General features: G+C 51.1%; 16 protein-coding genes. 4 read left to right on the top strand and 12 right to left on the bottom strand.

All coding sequences use genetic code 11. From position 1 onward, the window contains the following. Positions 1-15: 15 nt before the first annotated feature. The 6 genes from OGY15_RS10960 to OGY15_RS10985 all read right to left on the bottom strand — a co-directional run bounded on the left by OGY15_RS10960 (position 16) and on the right by OGY15_RS10985 (position 5,336). A protein-coding gene (locus tag OGY15_RS10960) for an IS1 family transposase (RefSeq protein ID WP_230138812.1) occupies positions 16-713 on the bottom strand; the annotation gives its coding sequence in 2 pieces (ribosomal slippage) (positions 16-464 and positions 464-713; 699 coding nt in all). Between the two features lie 33 nt (positions 714-746). Further along, a complete protein-coding gene (locus OGY15_RS10965) occupies positions 747-1,433 on the bottom strand; it encodes a sigma 54-interacting transcriptional regulator (protein WP_286539145.1) in 687 nt (228 codons plus the stop codon). Between the two features lie 284 nt (positions 1,434-1,717). Then, positions 1,718-2,284: an NADPH-dependent FMN reductase gene (locus tag OGY15_RS10970; protein WP_151217158.1), complete on the bottom strand. Its 567-nt coding sequence runs from the start codon at positions 2,282-2,284 to the stop codon at positions 1,718-1,720. A 30-nt stretch (positions 2,285-2,314) separates the two neighbouring features. Next, positions 2,315-3,061 (bottom strand): 4'-phosphopantetheinyl transferase family protein, encoded by a 747-nt coding sequence (locus OGY15_RS10975; protein WP_151217156.1) that lies wholly within the window; start codon positions 3,059-3,061, stop codon positions 2,315-2,317. A gap of 165 nt (positions 3,062-3,226) precedes the next feature. Continuing rightward, complete coding sequence (gene yidZ, locus OGY15_RS10980) at positions 3,227-4,186, bottom strand: HTH-type transcriptional regulator YidZ (protein WP_151217154.1); 960 nt, start codon at positions 4,184-4,186, stop codon at positions 3,227-3,229. Next, positions 4,155-5,336 (bottom strand): MFS transporter, encoded by a 1,182-nt coding sequence (locus OGY15_RS10985; protein ID WP_252838605.1) that lies wholly within the window; start codon positions 5,334-5,336, stop codon positions 4,155-4,157. Before OGY15_RS10985 ends, yidZ begins: the two co-directional genes overlap by 32 nt. A 185-nt stretch (positions 5,337-5,521) precedes the next feature. Here OGY15_RS10985 and OGY15_RS10990 point away from each other — a divergent pair, with 185 nt between their 5' ends. After that, on the top strand, positions 5,522-7,570 hold the full coding sequence (locus OGY15_RS10990; protein ID WP_286539152.1) for a lipase family protein: 2,049 nt from the start codon (positions 5,522-5,524) through the stop codon (positions 7,568-7,570). Positions 7,571-7,739: 169 nt separating this feature from the next. Next, complete coding sequence (locus OGY15_RS10995) at positions 7,740-8,321, top strand: hypothetical protein (protein WP_247605087.1); 582 nt, start codon at positions 7,740-7,742, stop codon at positions 8,319-8,321. 68 nt (positions 8,322-8,389) lie between these two features. On the opposite strand, the gene mnmE is transcribed toward OGY15_RS10995, so the two are convergent. From mnmE to OGY15_RS24830, 6 genes are all read right to left on the bottom strand, one after another. Then, positions 8,390-9,754: a tRNA uridine-5-carboxymethylaminomethyl(34) synthesis GTPase MnmE gene (gene mnmE / locus OGY15_RS11000; protein ID WP_032945460.1), complete on the bottom strand. Its 1,365-nt coding sequence runs from the start codon at positions 9,752-9,754 to the stop codon at positions 8,390-8,392. 193 nt (positions 9,755-9,947) lie between these two features. Further along, positions 9,948-11,594: a membrane protein insertase YidC gene (yidC, locus tag OGY15_RS11005; protein WP_187253930.1), complete on the bottom strand. Its 1,647-nt coding sequence runs from the start codon at positions 11,592-11,594 to the stop codon at positions 9,948-9,950. 2 nt (positions 11,595-11,596) lie between these two features. Next, positions 11,597-11,854 (bottom strand): membrane protein insertion efficiency factor YidD, encoded by a 258-nt coding sequence (gene yidD, locus OGY15_RS11010; protein WP_003023846.1) that lies wholly within the window; start codon positions 11,852-11,854, stop codon positions 11,597-11,599. Continuing rightward, positions 11,818-12,177, bottom strand: coding sequence for a ribonuclease P protein component (gene rnpA / locus OGY15_RS11015; RefSeq protein WP_003844432.1), 360 nt, complete (start codon positions 12,175-12,177; stop codon positions 11,818-11,820). Before rnpA ends, yidD begins: the two co-directional genes overlap by 37 nt. A 17-nt stretch (positions 12,178-12,194) precedes the next feature. Further along, the gene (gene rpmH, locus OGY15_RS11020) at positions 12,195-12,335 is read right to left on the bottom strand and encodes a 50S ribosomal protein L34 (RefSeq protein ID WP_003023858.1); all 141 of its coding nucleotides are present in this window, start codon (positions 12,333-12,335) and stop codon (positions 12,195-12,197) included. A gap of 228 nt (positions 12,336-12,563) precedes the next feature. Then, positions 12,564-12,719 (bottom strand): hypothetical protein, encoded by a 156-nt coding sequence (locus OGY15_RS24830; RefSeq protein WP_419866962.1) that lies wholly within the window; start codon positions 12,717-12,719, stop codon positions 12,564-12,566. A 222-nt stretch (positions 12,720-12,941) separates the two neighbouring features. Here OGY15_RS24830 and dnaA point away from each other — a divergent pair, with 222 nt between their 5' ends. Further along, a complete protein-coding gene (gene dnaA / locus OGY15_RS11025) occupies positions 12,942-14,345 on the top strand; it encodes a chromosomal replication initiator protein DnaA (protein WP_003844433.1) in 1,404 nt (467 codons plus the stop codon). Between the two features lie 4 nt (positions 14,346-14,349). After that, positions 14,350-15,450 carry a DNA polymerase III subunit beta gene (dnaN, locus tag OGY15_RS11030; protein WP_005121477.1) on the top strand — a complete coding sequence of 367 codons (1,101 nt, stop codon included), beginning with the start codon at positions 14,350-14,352 and terminating at the stop codon, positions 15,448-15,450. Positions 15,451-15,530 lie beyond the last annotated feature (80 nt).

Below are 15,530 nucleotides of genomic sequence, written 5' to 3' on the forward strand. Positions count from 1 at the left end.
GGTAATGACTCCAACTTATTGATAGTGTTTTATGTTCAGATAATGCCCGATGACTTTGTCATGCAGCTCCACCGATTTTGAGAACGACAGCGACTTCCGTCCCAGCCGTGCCAGGTGCTGCCTCAGATTCAGGTTATGCCGCTCAATTCGCTGCGTATATCGCTTGCTGATTACGTGCAGCTTTCCCTTCAGGCGGGATTCATACAGCGGCCAGCCATCCGTCATCCATATCACCACGTCAAAGGGTGACAGCAGGCTCATAAGACGCCCCAGCGTCGCCATAGTGCGTTCACCGAATACGTGCGCAACAACCGTCTTCCGGAGCCTGTCATACGCGTAAAACAGCCAGCGCTGGCGCGATTTAGCCCCGACATAGCCCCACTGTTCGTCCATTTCCGCGCAGACGATGACGTCACTGCCCGGCTGTATGCGCGAGGTTACCGACTGCGGCCTGAGTTTTTTAAGTGACGTAAAATCGTGTTGAGGCCAATGCCCATAATGCGGGCTGTTGCCCGGCATCCAACGCCATTCATGGCCATATCAATGATTTTCTGGTGCGTACCGGGTTGAGAAGCGGTGTAAGTGAACTGCAGTTGCCATGTTTTACGGCAGTGAGAGCAGAGATAGCGCTGATGTCCGGCAGTGCTTTTGCCGTTACGCACCACGCCTTCAGTAGCGGAGCAGGAAGGACATCTGATGGAAATGGAAGCCACTGGAGCACCTCAAAAACACCATCATACACTAAATCAGTAAGTTGGCAGCATCACCATCAATCCATAATAACCACTGCGCTTTGAACGTTGTTGCTGAAGCTCGGAAGCGAGTGAGTTTTTTCCAACCCCTTTCTCTCCCAGTAATAAAACAGGCAGTTCACTGTTTGCCAGCTTATTCAATGAATGATACAACTGAAACAGAGGAAGATTAGTTTGACTGACGACAAATTTTTCACTCTCTTCTGCGGCATATAGCTCGGGAATAGCAGGAGGCGTATTATTTAATAAAAGATTATGTCGGGAAAGGGCAATAAAGGCCAGTAAAGAGAGCTCTCCCCGTACTGATTCGAATAATTCAGCATGTTGAGGTGTAAAAGCATTAGCTCGATGACTAAATATACCCATCGCGCCAAGCCGTAGACCATCCAGGTGCATACGCATCAGGATTAGAGATTTGATATTACGAAAGCAGGTATTAACGACATATTCAGTCAGCGGACATTGGCTCAGAGTATCGATCACTTGGGTAGAGAAGTTATCTGAGTGATTGAATCGCTTGGCTATATTTTCAGGAATCGGGATGATATCCCGTTTCAGTCGCGCTGTTTTGTGCGTCGCTAATGCTAAAAACTGGATACAGCGAATATCGCTTCGATAATAGTTAAAGAAAATACCATCACAAACAATTGAATCAGGTATCGACTGTAGGCAGGCATACATGGATTTCTCCAGTTGTGTACTGCTACATAATGCGGTCCTTAGATGTGAAAATGTCCTGTCCATGGTATATCCATTGTTCACGGTAGACAAAATGTCGGAAAAATATTAGATATATTTATTGATTTTATTGCAACAGCCATGATGGTAACACTATGGCACAATAATGAAGGGGAAAAAACAGACAACAGTGATTTATAGACAGATTTACGCAAATAAAATAAGAAAATAATCCAGATGCATAAGCGCTTACTGGATTATTTAAGAGTAGTTGGCAAGTTTTGTTATCAGGCTTTTACACGCTGAATGTAGTCGCCAAATGCGGTCAACTGGCCGGTCAGGTGGTCCAGCGTGCTTTGATCGATCACTTCACCTGTTTGCGGGTCCACTTTATTCTGAATCACGCCACCCATAAATTCCGGCTTGTTCATTACCATCGCGTCGAGGAACACCAGGATTTGACGCAGATGATACTGGCAGCGCGCGCCGCCAATAGCGCCCATGGAGCTGGTCTGTATCAGCACCGGCTTGCCGGCTAATGGCTGATCGGGCAGGCGGGACAGCCAGTCGATGGCATTCTTCAGCCCTCCAGGGACAGAATAGTTATATTCTGGTGTGACGATGACGACACCGTCAGCTTTCCTGATTTGCTCTGCCAGCGCTTCTACACTGGCCGGAAAACCTTCATCTTGCTGGAGATCGGCATCATACAGTGGGATATCACCAATCGACGGCAGTGCGTTCACTTCCATTCCCGCTGGAGCAATCTTGGGCAGCGTACGGGCAACCATTCCATTAAACGAACCTTTGCGCAGACTTCCCAGTAACGTAACAACATTCATTGTTTCAGACATGGTGACTCCTGTTTCATCATAAAGGTTAAATCAAAGCGTATGGCTCTTCGCTGCGCATAATTGCGAGAACCGGATCAGACGACCCGTTGGCTCATTGGCGCGAGTCTGGATATCAGGCAAACTTTTCCAGTCCTGCTTACCATCAAACTCCCAAACCTTGAGTTTTTCAATGGCTGGCGAAACCGCAACCGACCACACCAGCACATCTTCCGCGTCGCAAATGGCTTCAATCTGTGCAACATGGGCACATTTCAGACGTCCAGCGCCGGGTAAAAGCTGGAGTTCGCGCGGATCGTCATTGCATACATCGCCAGTGAGTTTGAGTACGCTCTGGCGCAATGTAATGAGCTGCGCGCGCGCTTCGTTAGGATCGTTTTGATTGTTTATCCACAGATTCTCGTTGTTGGAAAAGCGCCAGGTTTCCGCTGAATTCGGATTGTGAAAGCCGCGAGTCGCCCGCTGAAGCTCCATATCCAGGCCGCATATTCCTTCCGTGGTTAGCGCAACGCCGACGATATTCCCGGCATAAGAAATCGAAAATCCCGGCAGGTTCTTATCGCGAAAAACTGGCTTTCCTTTGGAGTGAGTAGCAATCTCGGGCAGCGTACTGGTGCCGTAAAGCATAAACATCAGTTCAGCGAGAAGACTTCGGGAAGCCAGGAAACGTGTCCGGCGATGAGCAGGTAGATCTCTTGCTTCGATATGACATGGAGAAGGGAGGCGAGCTGATACCAAGTGTCCCTCCGTAAGAATCCCTCTGGCAAAATGTGTCGCCATTTTCGCTCCGTGATTAATGGTCCGTGATTATCACCAGAGTAACATTTACGCGGCTTTCGGGCAGGCTTTACTGCCTAAAAAGTAGTCGAAAATGGGATTCATTACGCGACATTTACATTTCTGTTGCAAAAGTGGTCGATACAGCAACATCGTAGCGGCGGATCGTCAGGACATATCGCGATAAAGCGCCTTGATCGTGTCTTTCAACCAGACGATCTTAGGATTATGACTGTTACGTTTATGCCAAAGAAGAGTGAACGGTACGCGCATTTTTTCCAGTTGTGCGGCATCAAATGGCATCGGTCGCGCCACGAGCGGGAGCTGGTAGAGTTGGTTATAACGTCGGCAATAGACCGGGGCTGTAGCTATCAGCGCGTGATCTGGCTGCGCGGCCATAAACAGCGACTGCTCAAAACCGGGCAGACATAACGCGATATTACGCTCACGCCCCATTTCTTGCAGGACTTCATCCAGCGCCCAGGTATCGCTTTGCTCCCAGCTAATGCTGATGTGCGGATAGCGCAGAAATGTGTCCAGATTCCACTCTTCTTGCAATGCCGGATGATCTTCACGCAGCCAGACGCAGGGGAGATCGGAAAACAGGACTTCATGGTCGATCGACAACGGCAGCAAACTTAACAGCTCACGCGAACGCGGATGGCTTTCGCGCCCGGTAAAGCCAATATCCACCTCGCCACGAATGATTGCATCCAGCGAATCATAGTCCCAGTTGCGTATTTTAATCGTCGCCTGAGGATAACGCTGATAAATCTGCCGGGAGAGCGCATTGAACATGATCATCACCAGTGGCGTTTCGGCTACCAAATCAAACTTCAGCCCACGCGGCGCTTCATGGTGTGGCTTATCCAACAGTTGGTTGCCCATTTGCATCCATTCCGCCAGGTTCTGCTCCATGCTGACCATCAGCGGCGTTGGCGTTAACCCAAGGGGGGTGTTCACAAACAGCGGATCGTCAAACCAGGTTCGCAGCTTCGACAACGACTTGCTGACCGCCGACGGCGTGACGTTCATTCGTTTGGCGGTTTTGGTGACGCTGCGCTCCTGCATCAGGAGCTGCAGGCAGAGCAATAAATTAAGATCGAGACTGCTGAGGGATTTCTTCATGAGTGAGCGCGGACCGGTTTGGGGCAACAGTGATAATCAGCATGATACTCACTATGCTACAGCCAATCAGAATCCCGATCAGCATATTCAGCGCATCAAGGCCGAGCACCGCTGCCAGCCAAATCCACAGCGAGGAACCGCAAACCTGAGCTATGCCTAACGCCGAGCTTGCCACCCCCGCACGCAGCGAGAACGGCCCCAGCGCCTGGCTCATGGCGACGCCGAAGCCGACCGAGAACCCGGCGCAGATTAAGGTCAGCCCAAACAGCGTGATCATGTGCGTGCTGGCCAGGGTTAACACCACTCCCGCAGACAGGAAGAGTACCTGTGAGGTCAGCATCAGAACGCGAGGCTTAAACACGCTCAGGGCGAATGGTGTAGAGAAAGAGACCGCCATACTGACGCCAGCGGTAATGGCCATGGTAGTGGCGTACTCGCCGCGGTCGAAGCCCATCACTTCCATCAGCAGAACAGGAGACGTATTCACAAAGGTCAGGATCACCGACACGCTGAGGGTGGTAATGGCCAGACGGCTCAGGAAAAAACGGTTCACCAGTGATTCGGTTGTGTGGTTCTTTTCCATCGTCGCCATAAGCGTCGCTGGGCGCGATTCTCGCAGGACAAACACCGACAGCAGACAAACGACTACTCCCATGCCGATCATCGTGTAGAACAGGCTCTGCCACGGGTATTTCAGCATAATCAAATGCCCCATCACCGGCGCCAGCACCGGCACGATGCAGGTGATACCGTTTAACAGCGACAGCACCTTCGCCCGGCGGCGATCGTCGAGCGTATCGCGCAGAATGGCGAAAGCCACCACATAGCAGCAGCCTGCGCCTACACCCTGAATAAAGCGGCCAACAAGAAACGGCGTACCGCTCTCGGCGAACGAACATAGCGAGGAGGCGACAATAAAAATGAGAGCACCCGCAATGGCGACGGGTTTGCGTCCTGACTGGTCGGCAATTTTACCGGCGAATAGCATCGCCGTTGCCATTCCCGCCAGATATACCGAAAACGCGATATGCAGTTGCGCCTCGCTGGCCTGTAAATCGGCCGCAATACGGGGCAGCCCCACCAGATACATATCAATTCCAGCGGGATAAAGCAGAACCAGGGCAAAACTGCAGATTAGAAAGCGTGTCATAGCGACCTCATGAGGAAAGTGGCGCTAAGAATACGGGGAGAGGGTTGTCTGTGCGAGTTGCCATTTGGACAACCGTGATTTCCTAAGAGGAAATCCATTGTTGATTCGGAATGTATTTATATTGGTTAATAAATGTACGAGATAAGATGGGTTAAAAATAGCAATACAAAATGCAAGGGATTGACATGGAAATTATTGGTGATAATACCTGCGTTACGAGTATAAAACCGAAAGGAAAAATCGTTTATTGCCGTGGTGAGCCGCATAAATACTGGCTTGAACTGCAGTTTGTCGATGAGAATAACATTCCTGTATGCGGGCTTAATGTCAGGCTGGAATATCGTCCGCTGACATCATCAGTATGGCATCAGCGTGAAAATAGCTACAACTCAACACCTCCTCCCAACCCTCCAGCGGGCGTTACCGACAATCAAGGATTGGTCCGGTTTGATGATCTTTACTGGATAACTGTAGATGTTAAGACGGATGGGCAGCAACTGGCTGATGTGATGACACTGCGGCCACTGGGTGTCAGACGTAATCCTAACAGCCAGCCAGAGAGTAAAAATATGTTCTGGTCGGGCATCCGTGACAATATCTGGCGCTCAAATGTACAGGAAAAAACAGAAGCGGCTAATCATGTGTATCACTATGTCACTATCGGGGAGTTATGCGACCGCCTACCGTTGATTGAAGGTTGGGATGAACCGGAGCCTCCGGAATTTCATTTCCCACCGAATCGCTCCCTGAGGGGGACGGAGATCCCCTGTGAACTGCTGGAAAAAAGACACGTTATTGAAATCTGTCCATTTCGGGCATGGGTATTGGCACTGCACGATACAAAAAACTATGACCTCGCCAACGCACTGAATCTCGGCATTATGGCTGACTTGGTTTATGCGGCAGAAAAAGATAATAAAACTATCAACTATTTCTTCCGGAATAAGTGTCAGGATCTATCATGCATTCCTCTGTTCGCTGAATTTCCTTCCTGGTACCACACGCTGGCGGTCGATGTCCCTTTTCATGACCGCTATCTCCCACCAGTGTATCTGAGCACGAAAGATAGTGAGCAACCGGAGGGGGACACCCGGCTCTTTACGGTGGAATGTGGCACGCATGTGCTGGTTGCATGGTGTGGGACTGATAGTCTGTTGAATGTGCTAACTGATTTATCATTTGCACCAAAGCGTTGTTTGCCGGAACTGGCTGGGGCGGGAAATGTTCATGGGGGATTTCTGGAGGCTTATGAGCTGGCTAAACGGAAATTTAAGGAACAGCTAGATTCTGTTAAGGCAATTTTAGATAAAGAGAAAAAACTTTTTATCTGCGGGCATAGCTTAGGCGGTGCGTTAGCATTGCTATATGCCGCAGAGATGAAAACCAATCAGCCTATACTGTATACCTACGGAATGCCGCGTACATTTACCCGTGCGGCAATATCTTTTTTGGGTAGCATTCCCCATTACCGGCACGTCAACGACAATGACTCAATCACGCAAATCCCTCCGGATGCCGATCTGGATAATGCGTTTTATGAGAAATGGGGACCATTAGGGGATAAGCTGGGGTTTGACTGGTCACTGACGACGACTGCCGGTCTTGGGGGCGCTGTGCGGGATCTAGCGTATCAATCTGTGGGGCTTGTAGAGAAAAAAGATCCATACTGGCATCACGGTAAAACGGTGATTTTTTTCCGGGCAGAGCAGTGTTCAATGCGGGTTGCCAGCCAGAACCACAAAAGCCTTCTCGACGGACAGATCTACACACGCCATTTTGTGGGCGTAAAACTATATCTGGTTCCTTCTCTGAATGATGAATGTCTGAAATCTAGCGGTGAGCATCAGGAAACGTTCATCCAGTGCCTCACTCCGCTCAGTCTGACAAAGACCTTTCCAAAAAATACCAATCCGACTCTGAACGGTTTAGGTACGGATCCGCAAAGTCATTCGATGGCGCACCGCTATTTGCCCTACATCCATAATCAACTGCTTGAACTGGCAAATCCGGAGCTAAAGATGAGAAGAAAAGAGATGCGGATGCGATTTCGCGATGAGGTTGAGAAAAGTGCATCCAGTAACGGGCAGCCGGATGAGATCCAGCGTAACCGTGAATTTCTGATGCTTCAGGATTTACTGCCGATAGCCCTGCAACTCATGGAGTCTGATGAAGTTGGCCGCAATGCCCTGACCCGTTTCGCGGCGGTGACGGAGGAAAGCGTTGAATTATTTTAATAGAATTAACGTCATTGTGTTAACTATCGCACTACTTTGTGGGTGCGGAGATAACACGGATCAGACGCTTTCCCCTCCTGATAATGCCCGACGTGTCAGCGTGTCATTCCGGATGCCTGAGGGCATCACTCTAATGCCGATGCAGGTACTTTACCGCTCTGAAAAGTGTATGGATAAAAGCTATAACTCCAGCTTTGAATCTTACCCTGTGCGGGGATACAACGGTTTTACGCAGCCTTTCGTCCGGCAGGGAATGGGGGGGCTGTGGCAGACCAGTATTGCCATTGATGGTGGTGGGCCGTGCCAGTGGCAGCTAAATTCACTGAGAGTAAGTTTCAGGATTGCGGATAATATTCCGTTGGTGAAAGGAAAAGAAGTCATTGAGACCAGTTATATCTTTGATTTTGGAGATTATGGCCTCAGTGATGGGTATGGGACAGGGAGGGCAAAAGAGGTCAGTGGAGATCTTGATTTAAAAACGGATTTTTTCCCTATGGTGGCAAACCATATTGATAACACAACGAGTTTGAAATTATTTGGTGGAAATACCGGCCCCGAAAAATGGCGAAGACGTTTTCGGCTTAGGGATACTCAAACCATCCTTATTGAGCCAGTCATTCATTTCGATAAAGTTGTTACTTTGACACCTCCAGATGCTCCAGGCAAACTTACGGCAACTTATCCCGATGGCAGTAGTGAAAAGATCCCGCATATTTATCCCAGCTATGAAAAATTGCTGTCGATGAAATGATAATTTATGTAGTTCCCGCCAGAGAACGTGCTGGCGGGATTTTTCATTAACGGCCAATTTCTGAAGAATTACTTACCAATACAGAAACTGGAGAAAATTCGTCCCAGCAGATCGTCGGAGGTAAATTCCCCGGTGATTTCACTGAGGTTTTGCTGCGCCAGACGTAGCTCCTCCGCCAGCAGTTCTCCGGCCCATGCGCCGAGCAGTTGAGCTTTACCCTGCTCGAGATGCTCCGCCGCTTCAGCCAGCGCTTGCAGGTGACGACGACGCGCCAGGAAGCCGCCTTCCATATTAGTTTCAAAGCCCATGCTCTGTTTGAGATGGTTACGCAACACGTCAACGCCTTCACCAGTACGTGCAGAGAGGCGAACCAGTGAGTGGCCATTTACTTCGCTAAGGCCAAGCGTCTCACCGGTAATATCCGCTTTGTTACGCACCACGGTAATTGGCAGTTTGGCTGGCAGACGGGCAATAAAGTCTGGCCAGATGTCAGCCGGGTCCACGGCGTCGGTGGTGGTTCCATCAACCATAAACAGCACACGGTCGGCTTGTTCGATTTCCTGCCACGCACGTTCGATACCGATGCGTTCAACTTCATCGCTGGCATCGCGCAGGCCCGCAGTGTCGATGATGTGCAGCGGCATACCGTCGATATGAATATGCTCACGCAATACGTCGCGAGTCGTCCCCGCAATGTCGGTCACAATAGCCGCCTCACGACCTGCCAGCGCGTTCAGCAGGCTCGATTTCCCGGCGTTAGGACGTCCGGCAATCACCACTTTCATCCCTTCGCGCAACAGGCTGCCCTGACGTGCTTCGGCACGAACAGCATCGAGATCGCTGATAACACTGTTGAGCTGCGCTTCAATCTTGCCGTCAGATAAGAAGTCGATTTCTTCATCCGGGAAGTCGATTGCCGCTTCCACATAGATACGCAGGTGAGTGAGCGCTTCCACAAGATGATTTACCCGTGCGGAAAATGCGCCCTGCAATGAGTTCAGCGCCGAGCGAGCGGCTTGCTCTGAGCTGGCATCGATCAGGTCAGCAATGGCCTCTGCCTGGGCCAGATCGAGCTTATCATTGAGAAACGCGCGCTCGGAGAATTCGCCCGGTCTGGCGATACGCAGCCCGGGAATCGTCAGAATACGTTTGAGCAGCAGATCAAGAATCACTGGACCGCCGTGACCCTGAAGCTCTAAAACGTCTTCACCGGTAAAGGAGTTCGGGCCGGGGAACCACAGGGCAATCCCCTGATCCAGCGCGCTGCCATCCGCGTCTTTAAACGGCAGATAGTCGGCATAACGCGGTTTTGGTAGTTTCCCTAGTACGGTTTCTGCGACCTCGCGCGCCTTCAGGCCGGAGATACGCAGGATACCCACGCCACCACGTCCCGGAGGGGTGGCCTGAGCGACGATGGTGTCGTTATGGCTCATGATAGTTCTCTTATAAATGTAAAAAAGGCGGTCTATTGACCGCCTTCTCTGGCATTAACTTTACCGTGAATACTCGAAATAATTCAAGTTGCAGGAAGGCGGCAAGTTTGTGAGCCCCAGGAGCTTGACTTCCGTAAGCTCCTGGGACAAGCAAATGCAGCCAACGCACCTGCGGCTTTAAGAATGAAGAGTATCAGGAGTTTTTCTTCTCGCGGCTATGCAAACCACGCTTCTCCAGACCACGGTAAATCAGCTGCTGCTGAATAATGGTTACCAGGTTGCTGACGATATAGTACAGCACCAGACCTGACGGGAACCACAGGAAGAACACGGTGAAGATAACCGGCATGAAGGTCATGATCTTCTGCTGCATCGGGTCGGTCACAGTGGTAGGCGACATCTTCTGGATGAAGAACATCGTGATACCCATCAGGATCGGCAGGATGTAGTACGGGTCCTGTGCGGACAGGTCATGGATCCACAGGATGAACGGCGCATGACGCAGTTCAACGGAGCCCATCAGCATGTAGTACAACGCCAGGAAGATTGGCATCTGGATGATCAGCGGGAAGCAGCCGCCCAGCGGGTTAACCTTCTCAGCTTTATACAGGGCCATCATTTCCTGGCTCTGACGCTGTTTGTCATCGCCCAGACGCTCACGCATAGCCTGAATCTTCGGCTGTAGCATACGCATCTTCGCCATGGAGGTGTACTGCGCTTTGGTCAGCGGGTACATGATGCCACGAACGATAAAGGTGATAACGATGATGGAGAAGCCCCAGTTACCCAGGAAGCTATGGATCCATTTCAGCAGCTTAAACAGCGGCTGAGAGATGAACCACAACCAGCCGTAATCCACGGTCAGATCCAGGTGCGGTGCAACGGCCGCCATTTTATCCTGAATTTCCGGGCCGACCCACAGGGTGCTGGTCATCGCGCCAGTCTGACCAGGCTGTACCAGAACCGGCTGTGCTTTATAGCCGATAGCAGCAATGCCGTTACCCAGATTAGCGGTGTAGAAGTTGTTGGTGCCGTCGTTACGCGGAATCCATGCCGTGGCAAAATACTGTTGCAGCATTGCAACCCAGCCGTCTTTAGCATTGACGTTCAGGTTTTCGTTGTCAGCAATGGTGTCGAATTTGTATTTCTCATACTTCTCATCCGGCGTGGAGTACGCCGCACCACGGAAGGTGTGCAGCGCAAAGTTGCTGCTACCGGTGTCGCGATGAGATGGCAGATTGATGGATTGCTTCAACTGACCAAAGGTGGAGACTTCCAGCGGTTTTTCGCCGGCGTTCTGCACACTGTAGTTAACGTTGACAGCATACTCACCACGCTTGAGTACAAACGTCTTGGTGAACGTGTTACCCGCTGCGTCAGTATAGGTCATCGGGATCTGCAGTTCGTTCTGACCGTCAGCCAGTACAAACGCGTCTTTTTCGACGTTGTACAGCGGACGCGGGCCGTTTGCCGGGTTATCCGGGCCGTCACGACCTGTCAGGCCACTCTGTGCTTGGTAGATGAACTGTGGCGTGGTTTCCAGTAACTGGAACGGTTCGGTAGAACCAAGTTCTTTCGGGTAAGCTGGCAGCGAAGCCTGTTCCACATCACCACCACGGGTGTTGATGGTCAGATCAAGCACGTCAGTTTTAACCGTAATCAGTTTCCCCTGGCCACTGGCCGGTACGCCTTGGTCTGCGGCGCTACCCGCTGCGGTGGTCGTTGTCTGCGTGGTCTGTTGGGCCTGAGGTTGCGGGTTTTTATCCTGCTCCCAGGCTTGCCAGATCATGAAAGACACGAACAGCAAAGCGATGACTAAAAGATTGCGTTGCGAATCCATCGTTAGTGTTCTCTGGTATCAAATGGTCCGGGCGGGACGGGATCGTCACCACCAGGGTGTAAAGGGTGGCATTTTAATACGCGTTTCACCGTCAACCAACTGCCTTTTATCACTCCAAACCTGCGCAATGCCTCAATTCCGTAGCTCGAACAGGTTGGAGTGAAACGGCAATGCGGCCCAAGCAGCGGACTGATCAGGCGTTGATAGACCCGAATGAGGGCTATCAGGACCCGCGAGCCAGGCGACAATGGCGACGCCATAATTTTTCCAACGCTTCCGAGAGAGCACGGTTATCGAGGTCAGCAACCCCTTTTTTCGCCACCACCACGAAATCCATTGCTGGAAGTTCGTGCTGACGTAAACGGAAGCTTTCACGCGTCAGACGTTTAATCCGATTGCGTTCATGCGCACGTTTAACATTTTTCTTGGCGACAGTAAGACCGATACGGGGATGCCCCAGCGAATTCAGGCGGCCGAGGATGGTGATTTGCGGCGTGCCAGCCCGTTGTGGCTGCTGGAAGACGAATGTGAAATGAGTGGGAGTTAACAAACGTAACTCCCTGGGAAATGCGAGCTTAACCACTCAGGGGCTAGCTTTTATTACTTAGAAACGGTCAGACGAGAACGGCCTTTAGCACGACGACGTGCCAGAACCTGACGACCATTTTTATTAGCCATACGAGCACGGAAGCCGTGAGAACGGTTGCGCTTCAGTACAGACGGTTGAAAAGTGCGTTTCATGGCGATTTCTACCTAAACTTGAATAAATTCACTGACTTTTGCGTATACCCGAACGAATTTCGAACGACTTACGCCACAGTGTGGGTGATTAAAGAGGCCGGATTGTAATAATTGTACACTCCGGAGTCAATTCTCTTTCCTTATTTCCCGCTTTTTTCCGCACGGTTTCGCGTAAAAAACAGGCAGCGTTGACGCCGTTAGGCGACCGTTACTCGCTGGGGGTAAGAATTATACGGGCTGGTGGATAAAGCGCAAGGATCGCCCGGGATCTTTATTAGATCGTTTAAGCAGTAAAGCATCTTTACTCATTAATTTTTTCAATATGCGCGCTAAAACCTGCAGCACTTCTCCAGGATCGTTTACACTTAGCCGATTCTGGATCATCCTGTGGATAAATCGGGAAGAATCTGTGAGAAACAGAAGATCTCTTTCTCAGTTTACGCTATGATCCGCGGTCCCGATCGTTTCCATGGATCCTGATCGGGTAAAAATTGCAGATAGCAATTCGCACGTCACCCTTTGCATAGGGTCTTGTCGGTGTGCGTCAACAATCATGAATGTTTCAGCCTTTGTCATTTATCGACTTTTGTTCGAGTGGAGTCCGCCGTGTCACTTTCGCTTTGGCAGCAGTGTCTTGCCCGATTGCAGGATGAGTTACCAGCCACAGAATTCAGTATGTGGATACGCCCGTTGCAGGCGGAATTGAGCGATAACACGCTGGCTTTGTATGCGCCAAACCGTTTCGTGCTCGATTGGGTAAGGGATAAATACCTCAATAATATTAATGGATTACTCAATAATTTCTGCGGAGCGGATGCCCCACAGCTGCGCTTTGAAGTCGGTACTAAACCCGTCACGCAAACGCTGAAAACGCCGGTCAACAACGTTGTGGCGCCCGCCCACGTGACCCAGCAAGTGCAACCGCAACGTGCCGCTCCGGCAGCGCGTTCTGGCTGGGATAACGTCCCGGCTCCGGCTGAACCTACCTATCGTTCTAACGTCAACGTCAAACACACGTTTGATAACTTCGTTGAAGGTAAATCTAACCAACTGGCGCGCGCGGCGGCACGTCAGGTGGCGGACAATCCAGGGGGCGCCTACAATCCGTTATTCCTTTATGGCGGTACGGGTCTGGGTAAAACTCACCTGTTGCACGCTGTCGGTAACGGCATTATGGCGCGTAAGCCAAACGCCAAAGTGGTGTATATGCACTCCGAGCGTTTTGTGCAGGACATGGTTAAAGCCCTGCAAAACAATGCGATCGAAGAGTTTAAACGCTACTACCGTTCCGTTGACGCGCTGCTGATTGACGATATCCAATTCTTTGCCAATAAAGAACGATCGCAGGAAGAGTTTTTCCACACCTTCAACGCCTTGCTGGAAGGTAATCAGCAGATCATCCTGACCTCGGATCGCTATCCGAAGGAGATCAATGGCGTTGAAGATCGTCTGAAATCCCGCTTCGGCTGGGGACTGACTGTCGCGATCGAACCGCCTGAACTGGAAACACGCGTCGCGATCCTGATGAAAAAGGCAGACGAAAACGACATTCGTCTGCCGGGTGAAGTGGCATTCTTTATCGCCAAGCGTCTACGCTCTAACGTGCGTGAACTGGAAGGCGCACTGAACCGCGTGATCGCCAACGCTAACTTTACTGGCCGGGCGATTACTATCGATTTCGTGCGTGAAGCGCTGCGCGATCTGCTGGCTTTGCAGGAAAAGCTGGTCACCATCGACAATATTCAAAAGACGGTGGCGGAGTATTACAAAATCAAAATTGCGGATCTGCTTTCTAAGCGTCGATCTCGCTCGGTAGCTCGTCCGCGCCAGATGGCGATGGCGCTGGCAAAAGAGCTCACTAACCACAGTCTGCCGGAAATTGGCGATGCGTTTGGTGGGCGCGACCATACTACCGTGCTTCATGCCTGCCGTAAGATTGAGCAGTTGCGTGAAGAAAGCCATGATATTAAAGAAGATTTCTCCAATTTAATCAGAACATTATCTTCGTGACGCTATGAAATTTACCGTTGAACGTGAACATTTATTAAAACCGCTTCAGCAGGTCAGCGGCCCGCTGGGTGGACGTCCTACACTGCCGATCCTCGGAAACTTGCTGCTGCAGGTTGCTGACGGCGCGCTTTCTCTGACCGGTACCGATCTCGAAATGGAGATGGTGGCGCGCGTGGCGCTGATCCAGCCTCATGAGCCTGGTGCAACCACCGTTCCGGCGCGTAAATTCTTCGATATTTGCCGCGGGTTGCCGGAAGGCGCGGAAATTGCCGTTCAACTGGAAGGCGATCGTATGCTGGTGCGTTCTGGCCGCAGCCGTTTCTCGCTGTCCACGCTGCCTGCCGCCGACTTCCCTAATCTGGACGACTGGCAGAGCGAAGTCGAATTCACGCTGCCACAGGCGACGATGAAGCGTCTGATTGAAGCTACGCAGTTCTCAATGGCGCATCAGGACGTGCGGTATTACTTAAACGGTATGTTGTTTGAAACCGAAGGGGAAGAGCTGCGTACCGTGGCGACCGACGGTCACCGCCTGGCAGTCTGTTCAATGCCTGTCGGTCAGCCATTGCCCAGCCATTCGGTGATCGTACCGCGTAAAGGTGTGATTGAACTGATGCGTATGCTTGACGGCGGTGACAACCCGCTGCGCGTCCAGATTGGCAGCAACAATATTCGTGCGCACGTGGGGGATTTCATTTTTACCTCCAAGCTGGTTGACGGTCGTTTCCCGGATTATCGCCGCGTACTGCCGAAGAATCCGGACAAACATCTGGAAGCCGGTTGCGATATCCTCAAGCAGGCGTTTGCTCGTGCGGCGATCCTCTCTAACGAGAAATTCCGCGGCGTGCGTCTGTATGTCAGCGAAAACCAGCTGAAAATCACCGCTAATAACCCGGAGCAGGAAGAAGCCGAAGAAATTCTGGATGTCTCCTATCCGGGTACTGAACTGGAAATCGGGTTTAACGTTAGCTACGTGCTGGACGTTCTGAACGCGCTGAAGTGCGAGAATGTGCGTATTCTGCTGACCGATTCCGTATCGAGCGTACAGATTGAAGATGCAGCGTCACAATCTGCAGCCTATGTCGTCATGCCTATGCGCTTGTAAAGAATATCGGGCTATCTTACTTGTTATTCTGGCTCCGGGCAGTGCTCGCAATCCTCACGTACTTCAGTACGCTCCGGTTG

The organism is Citrobacter sp. Cu231 (assembly GCF_030332265.1).
GTDB lineage: Bacteria > Pseudomonadota > Gammaproteobacteria > Enterobacterales > Enterobacteriaceae > Citrobacter > Citrobacter meridianamericanus.